The sequence below is a fragment of the Rhizobium sp. Leaf306 genome (assembly GCF_001423425.1).
Classification (GTDB): domain Bacteria; phylum Pseudomonadota; class Alphaproteobacteria; order Rhizobiales; family Rhizobiaceae; genus Neorhizobium; species Neorhizobium soli.
Genome location: NZ_LMNX01000001.1, coordinates 688840 through 710560, shown reverse-complemented (window position 1 = coordinate 710560; position 21721 = coordinate 688840). Strand labels below are relative to the sequence as shown.

The following is a 21721-nucleotide window of genomic DNA, read 5'->3' as shown; positions in this document are numbered from 1 at the left end:
AGGGGAGACTTTCGTGAAGAGAACAGTTCTTGCTGCGGTGCTTCTGGGCGCCGCTTTCATTGCGCCTGCCCAGGCGCAGACCGTCAAGGCCGGCGCGTACACGGTTGAGGGCACCAATCTCGACGGATCCGCCTATGACGGCACCGCCACCATCAAGCTGACCAGCGAGACGACCTGTGCCATCGTCTGGAAGACGGGTTCGGGCAAGAAGGCCACGTCGAACGGCATCTGCATGCTCTATGAGAACGCTTTTGCCGCAGGCTACGTGCTGGATGGCGAAGTTGGCCTCGTCGTCTATGAGGTGCGCGATGATGGCGTGCTGGAAGGTGCCTGGACGATTTCCGGCCAGGACGGATCCGGCACCGAAACCCTGACGCCGCGGTAGTCCAAGTCTGTGTAAGGAGGGCCGTCGGCCCGTTGTCGGCGGCCTTTGCTTCGTCTATGCATTCTTATGACGACAGGAGGATCAATGCTTTCCACCAATGCAACGCTCTGGCCGATGATCGCGCATGTCGCGCTCGTCTTCTGTCTCTACTGGATGCTGTCGAAGAAACGCGTTGCCGCCGTAAGGTCGGGCCGCGTCGAGGTAGCGCAGTTTCGCGAGAACCTGCAGGAACCGGCGGAAAGCCTGCTGGTTCACAACAACATCAAGAACCAGTTCGAACTGCCGGTGCTGTTTCACGTCGTCTGCCTGGTGCTTTATGCATCGACCGCAGACAATTGGGGCACGGTGGCGCTCTCCTGGCTCTTCGTCGCCTCCCGCTATGCCCATGCCTATGTGCATGTGACCAGCAATCGCCTGCGCTATCGCCGGCCGCTGTTTATGCTCGGCTTTTTCACGCTGGGCGCGCTCTGGGTCTGGCAGGCCGTGTGGCTTGCCCTCAACTGAGGGCAGGCGGCGTTCTTGTCTGCATTACCAGCCGGGCATCACCGAACCGCGCGAACGCACCATGCGCGGAAACGCCTTGGTGTCGGCATCGAGATCGTCAGGCACCACGGCCGGCGAGATATTGTCGAGGCAGGCGGTGATATGGTCGGTGATGGCGTTCATCAGCGACGGTGAGACCCCCGGCCGCTTCATCAGGCCGATCTGCACGGGTGGCAGGGGCGGAAAACCGTCGGCAGCCGTCAGAACCTTCATGCCGGGCCGCAGCGCCGATTCCGGCAGCACGGAAACAGCCATGCCGGCAAGCACGGCCGCCGCAACCACGGTCGAAGACCAGCTGGTAAACAGGATCTGATATTCGCGGCCTGACGCATCCAGCGCCGAACAGGAAAGCTGCCGCCAGAGGCAATCGCGCCGACCGACCGCAAGCGGCACCGGCGCGTCGTCCTTCAGCGTGTGGTTGGCCGATCCGACCCAGCACAGAGGCTCGGTGCGAACGACATCTGATATCCGCTGCCGCGGGTTGTGCGTGACCAGCGCGATATCCAGCTCTCCGCGCGCCATCTTCTCGGCAAGGCTGACCGAGGGTTCGCAGACGATGTAGAGCTCCACATTGGGATGCGTCTTCGCAAACCGTCCGATGATTTCAGGCATGTAGCGGTCGGCGTAATCGTCCGGCGTGCCGATCCGGATCGAACCTTCCAGGCGGTTGTCGTCGAAGGCGGCGATCGCCTCGTTGTTGAGCCTGATGATGCGCCTTGCGTAATTCATCAGCTTTTCGCCCTCGGCCGTCACCCGGTTGCCGCGCCCGTCCTTGGCAAACAGCTGCTTGCCGATCCGTTCTTCCAGCCGGCGCATCTGCATGGACACCGCCGACTGGGTCTTGAACACCCGATCGGCCGCCTTGGTGAAACTGCCGGTGTCGATGATGGCGATGAACGTGTGTAGCTGATCGATGTCGAGCGGTGCGGACATGCAGGCCTCCAGATGAACGTCATTCATAAGAGCGATTGATGCATATCATTAGAAACATTCGTTGGACTGATCAATAGATTTTCCCGCATAAACACGATGCAAAATCAGAACCAGCGAAGGCCTCCTCCCGGATGCCTTCACAAAGGGCAACCTTTCCGCAAAGCCGTTGTGGAAGGGGTGAGCCTCTCCGTGCCTTACGAAAGGATGATCCGATGAGCACGACCAACTACGGAACCGAACTGAAGCTTTACCGTGCAGCAGCGAAGACCAGCTTTGCAGCGCAGATCATGCTTCGAACGAAATCCGTATGGCGCGCTCTTCGAAATCGCTTCGAGGCCAATTCCCTTCACGACCTCGACGATTACCAGCTCGAAGATATCGGCATTACACGCCACGATGTGGTGAAGGCGCTCGATCGTTCGGGCGTTCTGGATGACCCGTCGCGGCTTCTGACGCGTGCCGCCCGCGAGCATGCGCGTACACGCTTCAAGCGGCTCTAGCGAGCCTCAAGTTTCCCCGCAGGGCGATTGCCAATAGCCCTGCCTTTGCCCGGCCGGTTTATCCGCGCCGGGCTTTTTCGTTCAAGTGACTTTTTCGTTCAGGGCTTGGCCGCTTTTCCAGTGCCGAAGTAACCGTCGAACATCGTCTCCAGGCTCTTCTGGTAGCCTTTATTCGCCTCGACGCCGCTGTCGAACATCCGGTTGACGAGATCCGCATAGGTTTGGGCAGCGCCCGGAGCGGTGGCGGAAGGCTGCGGCTGCTCTGGCTTTTCCAGGCCCCACATCGCCCGCATCGCCTGTGCAAAGGGATTGTCCAAGGGATTGCTCGTCGCGTCCGGATTCGGTGCCGCCTTGTCAAAACCCATCGCGGTCATCCACTGCTTCTGCATCGTCTCCAGCGCCGGGCCGAACGTATCGCCGCCGGCCGGAAACTGGGTCGCGAAAGGCGCCCCCATCTGCCCTGTAAACTGTTTGAAGAAGCCGCCCATCAGCGTATTGGCCATGCCAGGCATCATCTTCTCGATGATGTCCTGGCCGATGCCGGTAAACTTCTCCACCTGCGCGGCGATCGCGCGGGAAACTTCCTTGGAGCCGAACAGCTTCTCCAGCACGGCATTGCCGTCCGCCTTACCCTGAGGTGTAAAAGCCTTGCCCATGTCCTCGAAATATTTGCCATAGGCGCCGGAAAACACGGTGCTCATCAGGTCAGAAAGGTCGTAAGGGTTTGCAGACTTGCGCTTGAAGCCGGAGGAAAAGGCGGGCATCAGCGCCGCCATCGCCTCCGAAACCTGCTCTTGGGCAAGACCGAACTGCTTGGCGAAGGCCTCCATGGATGCGCCGCCGCCCTGGCCGCCTCCGGCCTTCATCATCATGTCGAACAATGGCAGCATGGGCATCCTTTCCGGCAGGGGTAACACACCCACTATAGCCGGAAAGGCAAAGCCTCAAAGCGGATTATGGAGCAGCGAATGCTCTGCTCAGTAGGCATAGTCCTTGAACGACGGCTCGACCGAGCCTTCCCATCGACCATTGAACAGCGCCAGCATCTCGTCGGCAAGCGTTGCCTTCTTGACAAGGATTTCCTCGAGCGGACGAAGATAGATCGTCTCGTCGTCACCCTCGGCATTCTTGCGCGCGCGGGCCTTGAGGCCGGCCTTGGAGATCAGCACGCTCTCGCGGGCGATGTCGAGAACCGACACGCCACGGATCTCGGCTGCAAGACCCTTTGATGGAACGGTGTCGCGCATCTGGACGACGTCTTCGAAGGTCCAGTCCTTCGTCAGCTCCTGCGCATCCGCAAGCGCCGTGTCGTCATAGAGCAGACCGACCCAGAAGGCGGGAAGCGCCGAGATGCGATCGAGCGGACCGCCGTCGGCACCGCGCATTTCCAGGAACTTCTTCAGCCGCACGTCCGGGAACAGCGTGGAAAGATGGTTGATCCAGTCGCCCATCGTCGGCTGCCAGTCGTCGACCGTACCCTTCAGCACGCCATCCATGAACTGCCGGAAGGTGATGTTGGTACAGTCGTGATACTTGCCGTTGCGCACGATGAAATACATCGGCACGTCGAGCGCCCAATCTGCGTAATCGGCATAGCCGAAATCGGAGTTGAACACGAAGGGCAGCACGCCGGCGCGGCTGTTGTCGGTGTCGCGCCAGATGTCGCCGCGCCAGGAGGATAGTCCGTTCGGCTTTCCCTCGGTAAACGGCGATGCCGCAAACAGCGCGGTCGCGATCGACTGCAGCTTCATCGACACCCGCATCTTCGCGGCCATGTCGTCCTCGGACGAGAAGTCGAGGTTCACCTGGATCGTGCAGGTGCGGTACATCATGTCCAGACCCTTGCTGCCGACCTTCGGCATGAAGCGGGTCATGATGTCGTAACGGGATTTCGGCATGCGCGGCGTTTCTTCGCGCGTCCATTTGGGGCTGCCGCCAATGCCGAGGAAGCCGATGCCCATCGGCTCGGCAATCTCCTTGACGAGAGCGATATGCTGCTCGGCCTCGGTCGCCACCTCGTGCAGCGTCTCCAGAGGCGCGCCCGAAAGCTCGAACTGGCCGCCGGGCTCGATCGAGATCGCGCCCATGCCAGATTGTTCGCCAAGCCCGATGATGTTCCCGCCATCGGTGATCGGCTCCCAGCCCAGCCGTTCCTGCATGCCATTCAGCAGCGCGGAAATGCTGGCTTCACCGGCATAGGGCACGGGCGAATGATCGGCTTTGAAGAAGACGAACTTTTCGTGCTCGGTCCCGATCCGGAATTTTTCCTTCGGTCGCGGTCCCTCGGCCATGTAGCTGGAAAGCTCGGCCACCGAAGAAAGCGGGGTCTGGTCGGTGGTGTCGCGGGCCATGAAAACTACCTTGTTCGGAGTGCCGTATTTAGAGAGCGAACGTCCGGCTGATTGGACCGGAATGATGTGCGGTGCAAGTGAATTTCTTTCAACGCTGGTTTAGAAAAACAGGCAGCTGTGTGTCAAATCTGTCGCGCCGGTTGGGAGCATGTTCAACGCCAGTCGCCGATCGAAGCCTGGACCACGGCAAGTGCTGCAACCGCTGCGGTATCGGCCCTCAGGATACGCGGTCCGAGCGGAATGGCACTGACAAATGGCAGCGAACGCAGACGTGCCCGTTCTTCTTCGGAAAACCCGCCTTCCGGGCCAACCAGCAGCGCCAGCTTGGTCTCCTCGATCTTTGCGAGGATCGTCAGCGGGTTCTGTCCCTCATCGCCCTCGTCGCAGAAAATGATGCGCCGGTCGGACGGCCAGTGGTCGAGGACATCGCCGAGTTTCTTCGGCGAAAGGACCTGCGGGACTGACAATATGCCGCACTGTTCGGCAGCTTCGATCACGTTCGCCTGCAGCCGTTCCATGCTGGTGATCTTGCCCTGCACATGCTGCGTCATGACAGGCTGAAGCGTGCCGGCGCCCATTTCGACCGCCTTCTGCACCAGATAGTCCAGCCGTCCCACCTTCAGCGGCGCAAACAGGTAATGCAGGTCTGGTGCCGGCGGTTGCGGGCGCACCTGCTGGATCGGCTCAAGCGCGATCTTCTTGCGGCTCGGAAAGGTGAGTTTCGCCAGCCATTCGCCGTCGCGCCCATTGAACGCCAGGATCTCGGCACCCTCAGTCAGGCGCAGCACATTGGCGAGATAGTTGAAATGCTCCGCTCCCACCTCCTGGTGCTCTGCCTTGGCAAGCGGTGCGTCGATGAACAGGCGCTGTATCCGGAAATTGGCACGCATGGAAAACTCTCAAAACTCAGACGAACAGCGCGAAGATAACCGTCGCGACCAGCGCGGAAAGCGCAGCCGATGCGGGCAGCGTAATCATCCAGGCGGCGATGATCGACAGGAAATGCGAGCGGCGCACCAGAAAACGGCGTTTCACCTCGTTCTCGTCGTGTTCGTGCTCCTGACCGACATCCGGATCTTTGCCGGCCCTGACCCGCATATACTCGTAACGGCGGCGCGAATGGCGCGTGTACCATTCGCGGAAAAACCCGACGCCGAACACGGCGCCAACAGCAATATGCGTGGAAGACACCGGCAGACCGACCCAGGACGCGACGATCACCGTGAGCGCCGTCGACGATGAGACGCAATAGGCGCGCATCGGATTGAGCTTGGTGATTTCGGCACCCACCAGCCGCACCAGTTTCGGTCCGTAGAGCAAAAGTCCGAGCGAGATACCAAGGCCGCCGATCACCAGCTCCCACAGCGGTATGCCGACGGAACCGGACACGCCGCCGCGTTGCGCTGCCGCGACGATCGCTGCCAGCGGACCAATCGCGTTCGACACGTCATTCGCCCCATGCGCGAACGACATCAGCGCCGCGGCAAACACCAGCGGAATGCGAAACAGCTTGCGCAGCGACTGGTTGCGGTTCTCGAGTCCGCGCGACTGTCTGGCGATGACAGGGATGACCAGTCGCCAGACGGCAAGACCCGTGATCAGCGTGATGGCGGTCGCTGTCAGTTTTGACACCGTTATCAACTGCCCAAGACCGACAAGCGAGAGGTAGCCCGCAAAGGCGCCCGCCATCAGGCCGATCAGGATCGGCACCCATGTCCGGGCAGAAGCGATCTTGTCCTCGCGGTAGATGATCGTTTCCTTGATCAGGAACAGCAGGCCGGCAGCAATCGTGGCGCCAAGCAGCGGCGACAGGACCCAGCTTGCGGTAATACCGCCGACGGTCGCCCAGTTGATGGCCGAAAAACCGGCCGCCGCGATGCCTGCACCCATCACGCTGCCGACGATCGAATGGGTGGTGGAGATCGGCGCGCCGAGCCATGTCGCGACGTTGATCAGCACGGCTGCGGAAAGCAGTGCCGCCATCATCGCCCAGATCATCACGTTCGGATCGGTGATTACGCCGGCACGCATGATGTTGTTGGCGATCGTACCGGCAACGCTGCCGCCTGCAATCACCGCGCCGGCGATTTCGAATACTGCCGCCAACGCCAGACCGAACGCCATCGTCATCGCGCGCGCGCCGACTGCCGCGCCGATATTGTTGGTAACGTCGTTGGCGCCGATATTCATCGCCATGTAGGCCGCAAGCGCGGAGGCCGCGATCACCACCACAGCACCCGGATGTCCTGTCACATAGGAAGCGGCAAAGATTGCCACCAGCACGATGAACAACAGCGCTGCACCGGGTGCTGCAAGCCCGCGCGACGTCTGGCGCGCGGCGTCTTCCACCGAGGAGAGCTTTTCAAGATCCTTGTCGAGCGTCGGCTTGGCCAGACGCGGCCGCGTTTGGCCCATCATTTATTCCAGTATACGATTTTGGTTGGTCGAGCGGACTGTCAGCCTGCGGCCTTGATCGGCACCGTTGAACGAAGCGGATCCATTTTTTCGGCAAACCGCAGGAAGAGAATTTTCAGTTCCGGCTCGTTGACGCGGTTGGCCGCTTCCTCGCAGGAGACCCATTCCAGCTTCCGGGATCCTTTTTCCGGAAAATTCTTCAGGCAATCGGCAACTTCCAGTGCGTGAACCTGCACGCGCACCAGCACTTTCAGGCCGCTGTCGAGGGTCTTGCGGTAGTGGAAAAAGCCAAGCGCGTCCTTCTCGACCTTACCCTTGACGCCCACTTCCTCGTAAGCCTCGCGTTCGGCTACCTGATGCGCCTTCTTGTCCTTCATCGGCCATCCCTTGGGAATGACCCAACGCCCCGTATCGCGGCTTGTGGCGACCAGAACTTCCAGCTGCGTCCGCTTCTTCGTCAGGCGATAGCACAACGCGGCATACTGCTGTCGCGCAGGGCGCTGCAGCATCAAACGAAGATTGCCGGTCAGTCGGTCCATCAAGCCCAATTTCGAAACGCCTCCAAAAAATGTATGTTGCTAATATAATGCTTGCGCCGGGCTTAACGAGCAAAAGAGGATTATTTTAGGAGAATCATCTCTAAAGGCGCATTCTCCATTCTGAAGCCGGCTACTGTTGCGTCAACGTCTATTTTGCGCGGACCGCGCTTTGTACGCTGATAATGTCGAGAGCGGATCTGTGGTTTATGCGTGGGCAACCCGCATTCGAGTTGATGTGCGACACCGTCATGGCATACGCTGTAACGAGATAGAGAAAGCCACGCGTTCTGAGGAGGAGGCCATGGCCGAGGCAATCGCATTCCTGCCAGCACGCGCGTCCGTCCTGTCGCAGCGGGATAATATCGTGACCGATCTTGCCCGTCTCGTGCCGGCGGACTGTCTCATCCATGAAGAGCGCGAACTGGCACCCTTCGAGATCGACGCCTTTATCTCCTATCGACGCGTCCCGCTTGCCGTCGTCCTTCCACGCACCACGGCGCAGGTTGCGGCTGTGATGAAATACTGCCATCGCCACGCCATTCCGGTCGTTGCAAGGGGGGCGGGAACCTCGCTGTCGGGCGGCGCCATTCCGCAGGAGGATGCGGTCGTGCTTGGCCTTTCCAAGATGTCGCGGGTTCTGGAAGTGGATTACAGCAATCGCACCGCCACCGTGCAGGCCGGCGTCACCAATCTCAGCATTTCGGAGACGGTCGGTATCGACGGGTTTTTCTATGCGCCGGACCCGAGTTCGCAGCTTGCCTGCACGATCGGCGGCAATATCGGCATGAATTCCGGCGGCGCCCACTGCCTGAAATACGGCGTCACCACCAACAACCTGCTCGGCGTCCGGATGGTGCTTGTCGATGGCACGGTGATCGAGCTTGGCGGCAAGCATCTGGATGCCGCAGGTTACGATCTTCTCGGCCTCGTCTGCGGCTCGGAAGGCCAGCTCGGCATCGTCACCGAGGCGACGGTGCGCCTGATTGCCAAACCGGAGGGCGCGCGCCCGGTCCTGTTCGGGTTCGATAGCTCGGAAGAGGCGGGAGCCTGCGTCGCCGATATCATCGGCTCCGGCATCATTCCGGTGGCGATCGAGTTCATGGACAAACCGGCGATCGAGATCTGCGAGGCGTTCGCCAAGGCCGGCTATCCGCTGGATGTCGCAGCGCTCCTGATCGTCGAGGTGGAGGGGTCGGAAGCGGAGATGGACGCGACGCTCAAAGATATCGTCGAGATCGCCCGAAGGCATCAGGTCAAGACCGTGCGCGAATGCCAGTCGGCCACCGAGGCGGCGCTGATCTGGAAAGGCCGCAAATCGGCTTTCGGCGCCACCGGCCGCATCGCCGACTATATCTGCATGGATGGCACGGTGCCGCTCGGCAAACTCTCCTACGTGCTGGAAAAGACCGCCGAAATCGTCGAACGCTTCGGCCTGCGGGTGGCGAACGTGTTTCATGCAGGTGACGGCAACATGCATCCGCTGATCCTGTTCAATGCCAACGATCCCGAAGAAGCCATGAAGGCGGAGGAAGCCGGCAACGAGATCCTGAAGCTCTGCGTCGATGCCGGAGGCTGTCTCACCGGCGAGCATGGCGTCGGTATCGAGAAGCGCGACCTGATGCGGCATCAGTTTACCCAGCCCGAACTCGACCAGCAGATGGCAATCCGCTCAGCCTTCGACGAGCAATGGATACTGAACCCGTCCAAGGTGTTTCCGCTCGAGGGGCGCAGGTGAATTTCATGCCCACCAACACCATTCCTGAAGTGGGTGTCCTTTGCTGATACCCCATTCCGAAACCGATGCCGCCTATGTCATCCGCAGCGCCGTGGCCGATGGCCGGAAGTTCGCGCTCTGCGGCGGCAACACCCGCTCCGGCTTCGGCAATGCCACCGAGGGCGCAGAGGCCCTGTCATCACGCGGCCTGACCGGCATCGTCGATTACGATCCGGCCGAAATGGTGATGACCGTTAAGGCCGGCACACCCGTCGCCGAGGTGGAAGCGGCCCTTGCCGCAAACCGCCAGATGATGGCGTTCGAGCCGATGGATCACCGCGGCATCATGGGCACGTCAGGAGAGCCCACGATCGGCGGCGTGTTTGCCGCCAATGTCTCCGGTCCGCGCCGCTTCGTGGCGGGAGCGGCGAGGGACAGTCTTCTCGGCATCCGTTTCGTCAACGGCAGCGGCGAATTGCTGCGCGCGGGCGGGCGGGTGATGAAGAACGTTACCGGCCTCGATCTGGTCAAACTTCTCGCCGGTTCGCACGGCACGCTGGGATTTCTGACTGAAGTGACCTTTCGCGTCCTTCCGGTGCCGCAGACAGTTGAAACCATCGTCATCTCCGGCCTCGACGACGAGACCGCCGCCAAGGCGATGGCGGCCGCCATGGCGCTGCCGGTGGAGGTGTCCGGTGCCGCCCATCTGCCCCAGACCGTGCGAGCCCGGTTTATCGATGGCGCCTTGCCCGAGAACGAAGCAACCGTCCTGCGTCTCGAAGGTCTCGCCGCATCCGTCGCGGTGCGTGCCGAAAAGCTGGTCGCCGTGATGCAGGCCTTTGGTCCCGTCATCCGACTCGGCATGGAAGACAGCCTGTCGCTCTGGCGCGAGATCCGCGACGTTCATCCCTATGCCAACGGTGCCGGTCGGCCCCTCTGGCGCGTCTCGATGGCGCCGATGGCCGGCTGCCAGCTTGTCGCCGCTCTTCGCATGGAGGCGGGCGTCGATGCCTATTACGACTGGCAGGGCGGACTGGTCTGGATGCAGATGGAGGCAGATCCCGAAGCCGACTTCCTGCGCGGCTATATTCGCGCACTCGGCGGAGGCCATGCCACGCTCATCCGCGCCTCGAAATCCGCAAGAGCCGCGACCCCGTCATTCGAGCCGGTGCCGGATGCCGTGGCCGCACTCTCGGCCCGGGTCAAACAGAAACTCGACCCGGCCGGGATCTTCTCGCCGGGCAAGATGGGGTGGTGATCATGAGACCATCATCGGTATCGAGGTCCTGCGCCGCCTGCGGCAGGCGGGGCCAAGTTGACAGGGAAGAAGCGCACTGATGCAGACCTCCTTCACCCCCGAACAACTGCTCGACCCGCATGTGGCGGAGTCCGAAAAGATCCTGCGCCGCTGCGTTCATTGCGGCTTTTGCACCGCCACCTGTCCCACCTATGTGACGCTGGGCGATGAGCTCGACAGCCCGCGCGGCCGCATCTATCTCATCAAGGACATGCTAGAAAACGATCGGGCAGCCGATGAGCAGGTCGTCACCCATATCGATCGCTGTCTGTCCTGCCTCTCCTGCGTCACCACCTGTCCGTCCGGCGTCGACTACATGCATCTGGTCGATCACGCCCGCATCCATATCGAAAACACCTACCGCCGGCCGCTTGCCGACCGGCTGATCCGCAGCCTGCTGGCCGCGGTTCTTCCCTATCCGGCACGGTTCAGGACGGCATTGTCGCTGGCAAGGCTCGGCCGGCCCTTCGGCCCGCTGTTGAAGCGCATCAAGCCGCTACGGCCCCTCGCAGCCATGCTGGAACTTGCGCCGAGAGCCGCCCCACCGGCCGGATCAGCCCCCGCGATATCGCAAATGCCCCAAGCGCAACGCCCCGGGCGGGTGGCGATCCTGTCGGGTTGCGCCCAGCCGGTGCTCGATCCCGGCATCAATGCCGCGACACACCGGCTGCTGTCGCGCCTCGGCGTCGAGGTCGTCAGCCCGCAAGGCGAAGGCTGCTGCGGCGCACTGGTGCATCACATGGGCCGCGAGGAACAGGCGCTGGATTTCGCCCGCACCAATGTCGATGTGTGGATCAGCGAAATCGAAAAGGGCGGTCTCGACGCGATCATCATCACCACGTCCGGATGCGGCACCACGATCAAGGATTACGGCCACATGCTGCGGCTGGACCCGGCCTATGCGGAGAAGGCAGCAACAGTCTCGGCGCTCGCAAAGGACATCACCGAATACCTGTTCACGCTTGATCTTGCCAAGCTGGAGCCGAAAAAGCTCACCGTCACCTATCATTCCGCCTGTTCAATGCAGCACGGCCAGAAGATCGTCGCAGCCCCGAAGCAGCTTCTGAAGGCAGCGGGCTTTACCGTCCGCGATCCCGCCGAAGGCCATCTCTGCTGCGGGTCTGCCGGCACCTACAATATTCTGCAGCCGGAGATTTCAGGCCAGCTGAAAGCCCGCAAGGTCAGGAATATCGAGGCGACCAAGCCGGATGTGATCGCCACAGGCAATATCGGCTGCATCACCCAGATCGCGTCTGGAACAGCCATCCCGATCGTCCATACGGTGGAGCTGCTGGACTGGGCCTATGGCGGGCCCAAACCGGCAAAGCTCGCGAGAAAGGCAAAGGCACTCGTCTAGGCGAGGCCGGCCGATCTTACCCTAAAAGGCGACATCGTCGTCTGATTGCCGCCGGCACCGCCCACTCTCCACCCTCATGCCTGTGCTTGTCACAGGGACTGAGCAGCGTCGCGTCTGCGATGCGGAAGAATCTCTTCAGTCCTTTAACCTAGACCGACCGCATTCCTGTGACGCGCACAGGAATGCGAGAAGAGATGCCTAACAATCAGCCGCCGAAGATGGTGCGGAAAATGTCGAGGCCGCGGTCTTCGAAGGCGACGTCGCCCGGCTTGCTGCCGGGGCCGATGACGACCACCTTGGAGCCGACAGCAGCGCGCGCGTAAAGATGCTCGACATCCTTGTTCATCATGCGGATGCAGCCGGACGAGAGGTTGAGGCCGATCGTCCAGGGCTGGTTGGTGCCGTGGATGCGAAAGATCGTATCACGGCCGCCCTTGTAGAGGTACATGGCGCGGGCGCCGAGCGGGTTTTCCGGGCCGCCCTGCATGACGACGGGCAGCCTGATGCCGCGGCGGGCCTCACGGGCGCGCATTTCGGCAGGGGGCGTCCAGGTCGGCCATTCCGACTTGCGGCCGATTGAAACCACGCCCGACCAGCCGAAGCCTTCGCGACCGACGCCGATCCCGTAGCGGGTAGCGCGGTTGCTGCCCTCGACGTAGTAGAGAAACTTGTTGTTCGTATCGACGATGATCGTGCCCGGCGCCTCATTGGTGGCAAACCGCACCTTCCGGCGCTGGAATTTCTCCGGCACCGTGCGGTTGCGCACGGAAGGCGCCACGTCGCTGGCGGTCGTCTGCGGCCGCGCCGAACTGGAGCTCTGCGCTGAGGCTGCGTGGGTCGAAGCATCCACTGCCAGAATCGAAACCATCATGCCGGCCACGGCAAACAGCATTTTACCCGATTTCATCCTTACCCCCTGGTATTTTGGTCTTGAACTGCAGGAAAACATGTCCCGACCCATCGCCTGCGGCAAGATGAGACGAGGTGAATATACACGGGCGCTCAACGATCGCCGAAGCCACCGTGGCCATATGGCCACAGCAGCCGCGATGGCGCTTACATCACGATGACTTTGGTGCCGACATCAACACGACCGTAGAGGTCTGTCACGTCCTCGTTGCGCATGCGGATACAGCCGGAGGAGACGGCGCTGCCGATCGTCCAGGGCGCATTCGTGCCGTGGATACGGTAGAGCGTCGAGCCGAGATACATGGCGCGGGCGCCGAGCGGGTTTTCCGGTCCGCCATCCATGCGGGCGGGAAGGTAGTGGCCCTTGGCAGCCTCGCGGCTGATCATTTCCTGCGGCGGGATCCAGCTCGGCCATTCGGCCTTGCGGGTCACCTTGTGTTCGCCGGCCCATTCGAAGCCCGGCTTGCCGACGCCGACGCCGTAGCGCCGGGCCTGGCCATCCGCCATGACAAGATAGAGGAAGCGGTTGTTCGTATCGATGACGAGCGTGCCCGGCTTTTCCTTGGTGTCATAGGCCACCATCTGCGGCAGGAACTGCGGATCGATGCGGCTGCGTGCCGGCGCGTTGGGCCGCATGGCGACCTGTTGCGCTCTCGGCTGACCGCGATCGAATATGCCACGGCGCACCGGCCGCGGCTGGGCCTGCTCGCGGTATATCACCCGCGGCTGTGCGGTCTGCTGCCGGTCGTTCTGCGGCTGGCGATATTGGCGCACGGTTGCTGCCGATCGTCCATTCGGTCCGGCAAGCTGCATCACCCACGGAGCGGCAAGATCCGGGCTGACGATGACCGGCGGGCGGTCGCCGTAGCGGTCGTTTGCCAAAGCTGTGTTGCAAAGCGCGGTCGTCAGGCCTAGGGCCAGAAGCAGGGTCTTCGTCGTCATCGGTTCCACGTCCACTCGTTTACGGATCTGGCGGCCATGGTGAATGGCACGTCAAAGCGTTTGGTAAACGGGTGGGGTGTTCGGCGCTGGAATTCGCATAAAGCTTTTGGCAGGGTTACCGGCTCGTGTGTAAACATGGTTGCCGCAAGCTGAAGACCTGTCAGACTGACGTTAAGGATTGGATTGTCATGGTTTGGGAGAAGCAAGTGGCCGGCATCATCACGAGCGAAGATGGGAAGGGCCGCTGCTTCTGGCACGGCGGTCTCGAAGACTACCGCCGCTATCATGACGAGGAATGGGGCCGGCCGATGGCCGACGATATCAGGCTGTTCGAAAAGATCTGCCTCGAAGGCTTCCAGTCCGGTCTCTCGTGGCTGACGATCCTGCGCAAGCGCGAGAATTTCCGCGCAGCCTTCGCAGGCTTCGATTTCGACACCGTGGCGCAGTTCGGTCCAGACGATGTCGAACGACTGGTGCTCGATGCGGGCATCATCCGCCATCGCGGCAAGATCGTGTCCACCATCAACAATGCCAAGCGCGCCGTCGAGATGCGCGATGAGTTTGGCACCCTCGCCAAATTCTTCTGGAGTTTCGAACCCCGCGAGGAAGACCGACCCGCGATCATGGATCTCGCCACGCTATGCGCCAACCCCACGACGCCAGTCTCCGTCACACTGTCCAAGGTGCTCAAGAAGCGCGGCTGGACCTTCGTTGGCCCGACAACCGTCTATGCCTTCATGCAGGCGATGGGCCTCGTCAACGATCATTTCGAGGGCTGTTTCTGCCAGCCGGAGGTCGCGCAGGCACGGCTGAATTTCAAACGGCCATGACTTCGGTAAGGACCCGCTGCAACTCGCCAAGGTTCTCGATCTTGCGGAAACGCGGCGCTTCGGTCGGCGCGTCCACATGTTCCAGGACCCAGGTCAGGGCATGCGGCACGTAAACGCCCCAGGATCCCGCGGCGATGGCCGGCACGATATCCGACTTGAGCGAGTTGCCCACCATCATCGCCCGTTCAGGCCCGTCGGCCAATTTTTGGAAAATGCGCCGATAGGTGGTGGCCGTCTTGTCCGAAACGATCTCCACCGCGTCGAAGAAATCACCGAGGCCCGATTGCGCCAGCTTGCGTTCCTGGTCGAACAGGTCGCCCTTGGTAATCAGCACCAGCAGATAATGGCCGTTCAGCGATCTTAGCGTTTCTTCCACATGCGGCAGCGCCTCGACCGGGTGGCGCAGCAGCTCCCGGCCGATATCGAGGATTTCGCCGATGGTGCGGGATGGTACGTTGCCGTCCGTCACTTCGATCGCGGTTTCGATCATCGACAGGGTAAAGCCCTTGATGCCGAAACCATAATATCCGAGATTGCGCTTCTCGGCCTCCAGCAGTCGCGCGGAAATATCGGCGCCATCGCCAAAATCACCAAGCAGCTTCTGGAAGTGCCGTTCCGTCAGGCGGTAGTATTGTTCGTTCTGCCAGAGCGTATCATCGGCATCAAAGCCGATTGCGGTAATCGGTCGCATGTCACCAGCCTCCAGATCATCAAGATACGGAAGGATGCGGCGCCCGACAAGCCTTGAAGCTTACTGTCCCTTGGTCTTCAGCCAAGTCTCCATGTCGGCAATTTCCTTTTCCTGCGCCTTGATGATCTCTTCAGCCAGCTTGCGCAGTTCCGGGTCCTTGCCGTGTTCCAGCTCGACCTTGGCCATGTCGATCGCGCCCTGGTGATGAGCGATCATGCCGCGGGCAAAATCGACATCCGCGTCGCCTGAATAGTCCAGCGACATGTCGCGATGCATTTTCGCAGCCGCATCCTGATAGGCCTTGGTGGACGGGCTATTCTCCGTGTGCCCCTGCGGCTTCGTGGAGGAATGGTCATGCCCCTTCATGTCCTGCGCAACGGCGAGGCTGAAGGAGAGGGCAAGAACGGTGGCGGCAATGGAAAGCGTGCGTGTCATCATGCGCTGACGCTAAAACGCGGCATCGCGCAAATCAAGCTACCGCGCGATCACATCATGGACAGCCTGATACTCACGGCCAAGTTCGCCATAGGGCGCGACCGGCCAGGTCCAGGCCCGGACAGCCTGCGGCGGCGCAACGCCGGCCAGAAGATCGGTTGTCTCCAGAACCTCTCCCTGCCGATCGACAATTCTATAGGCGGTATCGGTCAACAGGATCTGGCGGCAGGGCAGGGCGGAGATCCCGTCCAGATGCGCGCTGACAAGCTTGGCAACGATGGCATCCGGCTCCGGGTGCCTCATCTCCTCAAGCTGCCGCCTCGCACCGACGCCGATCTGAGACAGGATGTTGGCCGAGACGACGAGATCGAGATACGGCACCTGCCGCAGAAACGCCAAAGGCTCCGGCACGTCGCCGGCAAGTGCCTTGTCGAGATCGGAGAGATTGCGCGAAATCAGCCGCACATTCCGGTATCTGCCCGCAAGCATCCGCAGCCGCACGGAGGCGAGATGCACCAGATCGACCAGCACGACCGTATCGAAACCCTTCGCAAGATCATTGATCGGCACGTCGCGCAACAGACCGGAGCCAAGCACGACGACGGTCCGCCGCTGCTTCATGTCCGCAATAGTCTCTCGAATGAACGTCTTGCAATTCTCCTCATGCGGTGCCCAGGCGTCGGCGCAACGTCTGGCACGCGACCAGAGATTGACCGAGGATCGGATGAATGGCCGAAATTCGGATGACGTGACCGGCAGGGTCGCGGTGTAATGGATCGCTTCGAGGATCATGGGTGAGCGATAGAGGCCTGGCTGCCGGTTCTGTCAATCATTCAGGCCAAGCTCGCGTTCGAGTTGTTCCATCGTATACGTGCCTGAATTGCCATTTCGGACTTCTTCTAGATACGCTTCAGCGACGGCAACATCATGGAGATCTTCGAGATGCTTGTGGAGAACCTGAGCAATATAAGCGTCGGTATCGAAGCCATGCAGATCGGCATAGCGCCTCAGGAGGCGATGCATCGGTTCCGGGATTTCGATCGTGACGCGCTTGTCCATGGCCGTAACCCCTGTGGTGGCGCAATATATACCACTGCTCTAGCCTGTTCGCCAGCCGCCGCCCTTGCCGCTCCGGCTGTCATCCTCTAAGAAACCGCACACTAATCCGGCCTTTCCCGAAGGCCCGAAGGCAATGGAATATCGATCATGAGCGACAAACAAAAGAAGCCCCAGAAACTGAAGGCCCGCCTGCCGCGCGGCTTTGTCGATCGTTCGAGCGCCGATATCCACGCCACCAACGAAATGGTCGGAAAAATCCGCGAAGTCTACGAGCGCTACGGTTTCGATCCGCTCGAGACGCCGCTGTTCGAATATACCGATGCGCTCGGCAAATTCCTGCCCGACAGCGACCGCCCCAACGAGGGCGTCTTCTCGCTGCAGGACGATGACGAACAGTGGATGTCGCTGCGCTACGATCTGACCGCGCCGCTCGCCCGCCACGTCGCGGAAAACTTCAACGAGATCCAGCTGCCGTTCCGCACCTACCGCGCCGGCTACGTGTTCCGCAACGAAAAGCCAGGCCCCGGCCGCTTCCGCCAGTTCATGCAGTTCGACGCCGATACGGTCGGCGCACCCGGCGTCCAGGCCGATGCCGAAATGTGCATGATGATGGCCGACACGATGGAAGCGCTCGGCATCAAGCGCGGCGATTACGTGATCCGGGTGAACAACCGCAAGGTTTTGGATGGCGTCATGGAGGCGATCGGCCTCGGCGGCGACGACAAGGCCGGCCAGCGGCTGAACGTGCTGCGCGCCATCGATAAGCTCGACAAGTTCGGCCCTGAGGGCGTTGCTCTGTTGCTGGGTGCCGGCCGCAAGGATGAGAGTGGCGACTTCACCAAGGGTGCGGGACTTGGCGAGGAACAGATCGGAAAGGTTCTCTTCTTCGTTGGCATCAAGGATTACGCGGAAAGCGCGGCTGAACTCGGCGAACTGGTTGCCGGAACAGCCAGGGGCAGCGAGGGCGTTGAGGAACTGAACATTATCGGCGCGCTGGCAACAGGTGCCGGGTACGGCCCGGATCGCATCAAGATCGACCCCTCCGTCGTCCGCGGCCTGGAATACTACACCGGCCCGGTCTTCGAAGCCGAGCTCACCTTCGACGTCACCAACGAAAAAGGCGAAAAGGTCGTGTTCGGGTCCGTGGGCGGCGGTGGTCGTTACGATGGTCTCGTGTCGCGCTTCATGGGCCAGCCGGTGCCGGCCACCGGTTTCTCCATCGGCGTCTCGCGGCTGCTGACGGCGCTGAAGAACCTTGGCAAGCTCGGCCAGGATGAGGTGGTCGCACCCGTCCTCGTCACCGTCATGGATGGTGATGTCGAGAGCATGGGACGCTACCAGAAATTCACGCAGGATCTCCGCCAAGCCGGCATTCGCGCTGAAATGTACCAGGGCAACTGGAAGAAATTCGGCAACCAGCTGAAATATGCCGACCGCAGAGGCTGCCCGATCGCCATCATCCAGGGCGGCGACGAGCGCGCCGAGGGTGTCGTGCAGCTGAAGGACCTGTTCGAGGGCAAGCGCCTCTCCGGCGAGATCACCGACAATGCCGAATGGCGCGAAGCCCGCGTCGCGCAGGATACGGTCGCAGAAGCCGATCTCGTCGCCAAGGTGCAGGAAATCCTGGCAGCCCAGGCCGAAGATCGCAGGCGGGCGAAGGGCGAATGATGTCTGTGCCGGTGGCTTTTCCCCTCCCCAACCCTCCCCACAAGGGGGAGGGAGCGCGTTGGTGCGTGACGCCAGCGTCGGATCTCCTGCTGCGCCTCGCTGGTGAGATCGGCGATTGCCGCGGGTCTTCTCCCCCCCCGTGGGGGAGATGGGCGGCAGCCCAGAGGGGGACTTTCTCCCCTACCGCAGGAGCCGTCCCATGCCGCTGATCAACATGCCCGAATTCTCCGGCCGCCTGCTCGATGAATTTGCCGGTCGCGGTGCGGCCCGCATCGATACGCCGGTGATCCAGCCGGCAGCACCCTTTCTCGACATGGCCGGCGAGGATCTTCGCCGCCGCATCTTCCTCACCGAAAGCGAGCGCGGCGAAAGCCTGTGTCTGCGGCCGGAATTCACCATTCCCGTCTGCCTGCGCCATATCGAGACCGCCACCGGCACACCGCGGCGCTATTGCTATCTCGGCGAAGTGTTTCGCCAGCGGCGTGACGGCGACAACGAGTTCTATCAGGCCGGCATCGAGGATCTCGGCGAAAAGAACGTCGCAAGCGCCGATGCCCGGGCCGTCACCGATGCGGTCGAAATCATCGCAAGCCTGCTTCCCGGTCGCGCTCTCACGATCACGCTCGGCGATCAGACCGTGTTCGAAGCGGTCGTGCGCTCGCTCGGCCTGGCGCTCGGCTGGCAGAAGCGGCTGATCCAGGCATTTGGCAACACGGCGCTTCTGAAGCAACTGCTGCTGACTCTCGCCACCCCGCAGCCGGTCGCAGGCCTGTCGCCGGAGCTTGCCGATCTCTTGCGCCAGGACGAGGCGGCGCTGATCGACCATATCGACCGGACCATGCAGGACACCGGCTATTCCACCAATGCCAGCCGCTCGCCGCGCGAGATCGCAGCCCGGCTGACGGAAAAGCTGGCGCTCGCCGAAACCCGGCTGGACGGCGCGGCACTTCTTCTGCTCAGCGAGTTCCTGTCGCTGGAACTGCCACTTTCGGAGGCAGCCGCCGCTCTTGCCGGTTTTGCCGATGCCGCAGGCCTGTCGTTCGGCCATGCGCTTGGCGAATTCGAAGCCCGCGTTGCAGCACTTCAGGATCTCGGCATGGACCCGTCGCGCATCACCTATCGCGCTGCCTTCGGTCGTCCGCTCGATTATTACACCGGCCTCGTCTTCGAGGTCACGCAAAAGGGGTCGGATGCGGTTCTGGTCGGCGGCGGTCGCTTTGACCGGCTGCTGACGCTGCTCGGCGCCGTCGACGACATTCCGGCCGTCGGCTTCTCGCTGTGGCTCGACCGGATCGAACAGGCGAGGGCGCGCTGATGACCATAACCATCGCTTTGCCCTCCAAGGGCCGCATGAAGGACGACGCCTCGGCGATCTTCGAGCGCGCCGGCCTTCCCATCGTCGCCGTCGGCAATGATCGCTCCTATCGCGGTCGCGTCGAAGGCCATGAGGATATCGAGATCGCCTTTCTCTCGGCCTCCGAGATCGCCCGTGAACTCGGCGCCGGCGCCGTCGATTTCGGCGTCACCGGCGAGGATCTCGTGCGCGAAGGCCTGGTCGATGCAGACAGGCAGGTCGAGATCGTCGCCCGCCTCGGTTTCGGCCATGCGGATGTGGTCGTCGCCGTTCCGGAGATCTGGCTCGACGTCGATACCATGGCCGATCTCGGCGATGTCGCCGCCGATTTCCGCGCGCGTCACGGTCGGCGGTTGCAGATCGCCACGAAATACTGGCGGCTCACCCAGCAGCATTTCTCGTCGCAGCACGGCATCCAGCTTTACCGCATCGTCGAAAGCCTCGGCGCCACGGAAGGCGCACCGGCAGCAGGCCAAGCGGATATCATCGTCGATATCACCTCGACCGGCTCGACACTGCGCGCCAACCACCTGAAGATCCTGTCGGATGGCGTCATCCTCAAGTCGCAGGCCTGCCTGGTGAGAGCGCGCAAACTCGCGCATGAAGGCGATCTGCGCATCGCGCATATCGTCGACGCCGTGCGCAACGCGCTCTGATGGCCGGCGAAGACGCCAATATCATCGGGCTCTACGAACGCCACGCAGCTGCCTTCGACAAGCTGCGCGGCAGGACCCTGTTCGAACGACCATGGCTCGACAGGTTTGCGGCCACCATGCCGCCGCGCGGTCACGTGCTCGATCTCGGCTGCGGTGCAGCGGAACCGATTGCGGCAGATCTGATCCGCCGCAATCTTCGCCTCACCGGCGTCGATACGTCGGAAACGCTGATCGGGCTTGCCCGCGAACGGTTTCCGGGCCGCGCCTGGATCGTTGCCGACATGCGCAAGTTCTACCAGCCGACCAAGTTCGATGGCATCATCGCCTGGCACAGCTTCTTCCACCTCAACCCGCAGGACCAGCGCGCCATGTTCCCGCGCTTTGCAGCACTCGCTGGCCCCGGTGCGGCGCTGATGTTTACCGCCGGCCATTTCGAAGGAGAGGCGATGGGGGAGTTCGGCGGTGAACCGCTTTACCACGCCAGCCTGTCACCGGAGGAATACGAAGCGCTCCTTACAAAAAACGGCTTCGAGGTGCTGGCAAGCGTCGCCCAGGATCCGCAATGCGGTGGCGCAACCGTCTGGCTGGCAAAGAACATCCGCCGCCGGACATCATAGCAATTCCAGAATAAAAAAAAGCCCACCAGTCAGTTGACTGGCGGGCCTTCATGGCAGGGAACGCTCAAAGGTTAGGCAGCGATTGCGACCTTACCGCGGCGAGCGTCGACCGAGTAGAGACCGGGGCCGTAGGTAGCGAGCAGGATGTAGGCGCCGGCAAGGGTCACGTTCTTCATCAGCATGATGCCGTTGAGCGTGTTGATCCAGCCGAGAGCGGCATCCGGCCAGCCGGGAACGGCAACGGTGCCCGAATGGAACATCACGCCGGTGAAGATGCAGAACAGGGCGATGGCCCAGCCGGCAATCTTGGTCTGGAAGCCGACGAGAACGGCAAGACCGGCAACAAATTCGAACAGGCCGGCGAGATAGGCAAGGGCGGTTGCAGCCGGCATGCCGGCGCCTGCGATCATGCCGGCAGTGCCTGCAGGATCGGCCAGCTTGCCGAAGCCGGCAAAGATGAACATGAACGACAGAAGAATGCGTGCGACGAGAATGATGATGTTGTTGGTGCTGGACATGGGAAGTC

24 protein-coding genes are annotated in these 21721 nt (G+C 61.8%); 11 read left to right on the top strand and 13 right to left on the bottom strand.

What is annotated here, in order from left to right; translation table 11 throughout:
• The first annotated feature begins 13 nt into the window (after positions 1–13).
• Together ASG19_RS03395 and ASG19_RS03390 are read left to right on the top strand one after the other, a co-directional pair.
• Positions 14–385: a hypothetical protein gene (locus ASG19_RS03395; protein WP_062453741.1), complete on the top strand. Its 372-nt coding sequence runs from the start codon at positions 14–16 to the stop codon at positions 383–385.
• An 84-nt stretch (positions 386–469) separates the two neighbouring features.
• Positions 470–889 (top strand): MAPEG family protein, encoded by a 420-nt coding sequence (locus ASG19_RS03390; RefSeq protein ID WP_062453740.1) that lies wholly within the window; start codon positions 470–472, stop codon positions 887–889.
• A 24-nt stretch (positions 890–913) separates the two neighbouring features.
• Here the strand turns inward: ASG19_RS03390 and ASG19_RS03385 are convergent, their stop codons facing one another.
• A complete protein-coding gene (locus ASG19_RS03385; RefSeq protein ID WP_062454855.1) occupies positions 914–1861 on the bottom strand; it encodes a LysR substrate-binding domain-containing protein in 948 nt (315 codons plus the stop codon).
• Between the two features lie 212 nt (positions 1862–2073).
• Between ASG19_RS03385 and ASG19_RS03380 the strand changes: the two genes are divergently transcribed.
• Complete coding sequence (locus tag ASG19_RS03380) at positions 2074–2361, top strand: DUF1127 domain-containing protein (protein ID WP_062453739.1); 288 nt, start codon at positions 2074–2076, stop codon at positions 2359–2361.
• A 98-nt stretch (positions 2362–2459) separates the two neighbouring features.
• Here the strand turns inward: ASG19_RS03380 and ASG19_RS03375 are convergent, their stop codons facing one another.
• The 5 genes from ASG19_RS03375 to ASG19_RS03355 form a co-directional block, all read right to left on the bottom strand.
• Positions 2460–3251 carry a DUF937 domain-containing protein gene (locus ASG19_RS03375; RefSeq protein ID WP_062453738.1) on the bottom strand — a complete coding sequence of 264 codons (792 nt, stop codon included), beginning with the start codon at positions 3249–3251 and terminating at the stop codon, positions 2460–2462.
• An 87-nt stretch (positions 3252–3338) separates the two neighbouring features.
• On the bottom strand, positions 3339–4712 hold the full coding sequence (locus ASG19_RS03370; RefSeq protein WP_062453737.1) for a glutamate--cysteine ligase: 1374 nt from the start codon (positions 4710–4712) through the stop codon (positions 3339–3341).
• Positions 4713–4864: 152 nt separating this feature from the next.
• Positions 4865–5602 carry a 16S rRNA (uracil(1498)-N(3))-methyltransferase gene (locus tag ASG19_RS03365; protein ID WP_062453736.1) on the bottom strand — a complete coding sequence of 246 codons (738 nt, stop codon included), beginning with the start codon at positions 5600–5602 and terminating at the stop codon, positions 4865–4867.
• 16 nt (positions 5603–5618) lie between these two features.
• Positions 5619–7127, bottom strand: coding sequence for an inorganic phosphate transporter (locus ASG19_RS03360; RefSeq protein WP_062453735.1), 1509 nt, complete (start codon positions 7125–7127; stop codon positions 5619–5621).
• Between the two features lie 41 nt (positions 7128–7168).
• Positions 7169–7675 carry an NUDIX hydrolase gene (locus ASG19_RS03355; protein WP_174195683.1) on the bottom strand — a complete coding sequence of 169 codons (507 nt, stop codon included), beginning with the start codon at positions 7673–7675 and terminating at the stop codon, positions 7169–7171.
• Positions 7676–7967: 292 nt separating this feature from the next.
• Between ASG19_RS03355 and ASG19_RS03350 the strand changes: the two genes are divergently transcribed.
• The 3 genes from ASG19_RS03350 (at position 7968) to glcF (ending at position 12034) form a co-directional block, all read left to right on the top strand.
• Positions 7968–9401: an FAD-linked oxidase C-terminal domain-containing protein gene (locus ASG19_RS03350; protein ID WP_062453734.1), complete on the top strand. Its 1434-nt coding sequence runs from the start codon at positions 7968–7970 to the stop codon at positions 9399–9401.
• Between the two features lie 40 nt (positions 9402–9441).
• Positions 9442–10638: an FAD-binding protein gene (locus ASG19_RS03345; protein ID WP_062453733.1), complete on the top strand. Its 1197-nt coding sequence runs from the start codon at positions 9442–9444 to the stop codon at positions 10636–10638.
• Between the two features lie 79 nt (positions 10639–10717).
• A complete protein-coding gene (gene glcF / locus ASG19_RS03340) occupies positions 10718–12034 on the top strand; it encodes a glycolate oxidase subunit GlcF (protein ID WP_062453732.1) in 1317 nt (438 codons plus the stop codon).
• Between the two features lie 205 nt (positions 12035–12239).
• Here the strand turns inward: glcF and ASG19_RS03335 are convergent, their stop codons facing one another.
• Positions 12240–12941 carry a L,D-transpeptidase gene (locus ASG19_RS03335; RefSeq protein ID WP_244476071.1) on the bottom strand — a complete coding sequence of 234 codons (702 nt, stop codon included), beginning with the start codon at positions 12939–12941 and terminating at the stop codon, positions 12240–12242.
• 149 nt (positions 12942–13090) lie between these two features.
• A complete protein-coding gene (locus ASG19_RS03330) occupies positions 13091–13885 on the bottom strand; it encodes a L,D-transpeptidase (protein WP_062453730.1) in 795 nt (264 codons plus the stop codon).
• 188 nt (positions 13886–14073) lie between these two features.
• On the opposite strand from ASG19_RS03330, the gene ASG19_RS03325 reads away from it, so the two are divergent.
• A complete protein-coding gene (locus ASG19_RS03325) occupies positions 14074–14715 on the top strand; it encodes a DNA-3-methyladenine glycosylase I (RefSeq protein WP_062453729.1) in 642 nt (213 codons plus the stop codon).
• Here the strand turns inward: ASG19_RS03325 and ASG19_RS03320 are convergent.
• The 4 genes from ASG19_RS03320 to ASG19_RS03305 are packed head-to-tail and all read right to left on the bottom strand — an operon-like array spanning position 14702 to position 16900.
• On the bottom strand, positions 14702–15406 hold the full coding sequence (locus ASG19_RS03320; RefSeq protein WP_062453728.1) for an HAD family hydrolase: 705 nt from the start codon (positions 15404–15406) through the stop codon (positions 14702–14704). The two genes, ASG19_RS03325 and ASG19_RS03320, sit on opposite strands and share 14 nt — an antisense overlap.
• Before the next feature lie 60 nt (positions 15407–15466).
• On the bottom strand, positions 15467–15844 hold the full coding sequence (locus ASG19_RS03315) for a DUF305 domain-containing protein (RefSeq protein ID WP_062453727.1): 378 nt from the start codon (positions 15842–15844) through the stop codon (positions 15467–15469).
• A 36-nt stretch (positions 15845–15880) separates the two neighbouring features.
• Positions 15881–16633: a hypothetical protein gene (locus ASG19_RS03310; protein WP_062453726.1), complete on the bottom strand. Its 753-nt coding sequence runs from the start codon at positions 16631–16633 to the stop codon at positions 15881–15883.
• Positions 16634–16666: 33 nt separating this feature from the next.
• The gene (locus ASG19_RS03305; protein ID WP_062453725.1) at positions 16667–16900 is read right to left on the bottom strand and encodes a DUF6290 family protein; all 234 of its coding nucleotides are present in this window, start codon (positions 16898–16900) and stop codon (positions 16667–16669) included.
• 147 nt (positions 16901–17047) lie between these two features.
• Here ASG19_RS03305 and hisS point away from each other — a divergent pair, with 147 nt between their 5' ends.
• The 4 genes from hisS to ASG19_RS03285 all read left to right on the top strand — a co-directional run bounded on the left by hisS (position 17048) and on the right by ASG19_RS03285 (position 21195).
• On the top strand, positions 17048–18568 hold the full coding sequence (gene hisS, locus ASG19_RS03300) for a histidine--tRNA ligase (protein ID WP_062453724.1): 1521 nt from the start codon (positions 17048–17050) through the stop codon (positions 18566–18568).
• Positions 18569–18767: 199 nt separating this feature from the next.
• Complete coding sequence (locus tag ASG19_RS03295; RefSeq protein WP_062453723.1) at positions 18768–19883, top strand: ATP phosphoribosyltransferase regulatory subunit; 1116 nt, start codon at positions 18768–18770, stop codon at positions 19881–19883.
• Positions 19883–20578, top strand: coding sequence for an ATP phosphoribosyltransferase (gene hisG / locus ASG19_RS03290; RefSeq protein WP_062453722.1), 696 nt, complete (start codon positions 19883–19885; stop codon positions 20576–20578). Before ASG19_RS03295 ends, hisG begins: the two co-directional genes overlap by 1 nt.
• A complete protein-coding gene (locus ASG19_RS03285) occupies positions 20578–21195 on the top strand; it encodes a class I SAM-dependent methyltransferase (protein ID WP_062453721.1) in 618 nt (205 codons plus the stop codon). Before hisG ends, ASG19_RS03285 begins: the two co-directional genes overlap by 1 nt.
• A gap of 71 nt (positions 21196–21266) precedes the next feature.
• Here ASG19_RS03285 and ASG19_RS03280 read toward each other — a convergent pair whose 3' ends face one another.
• Positions 21267–21713 (bottom strand): DoxX family protein, encoded by a 447-nt coding sequence (locus ASG19_RS03280; RefSeq protein WP_062453720.1) that lies wholly within the window; start codon positions 21711–21713, stop codon positions 21267–21269.
• Positions 21714–21721 lie beyond the last annotated feature (8 nt).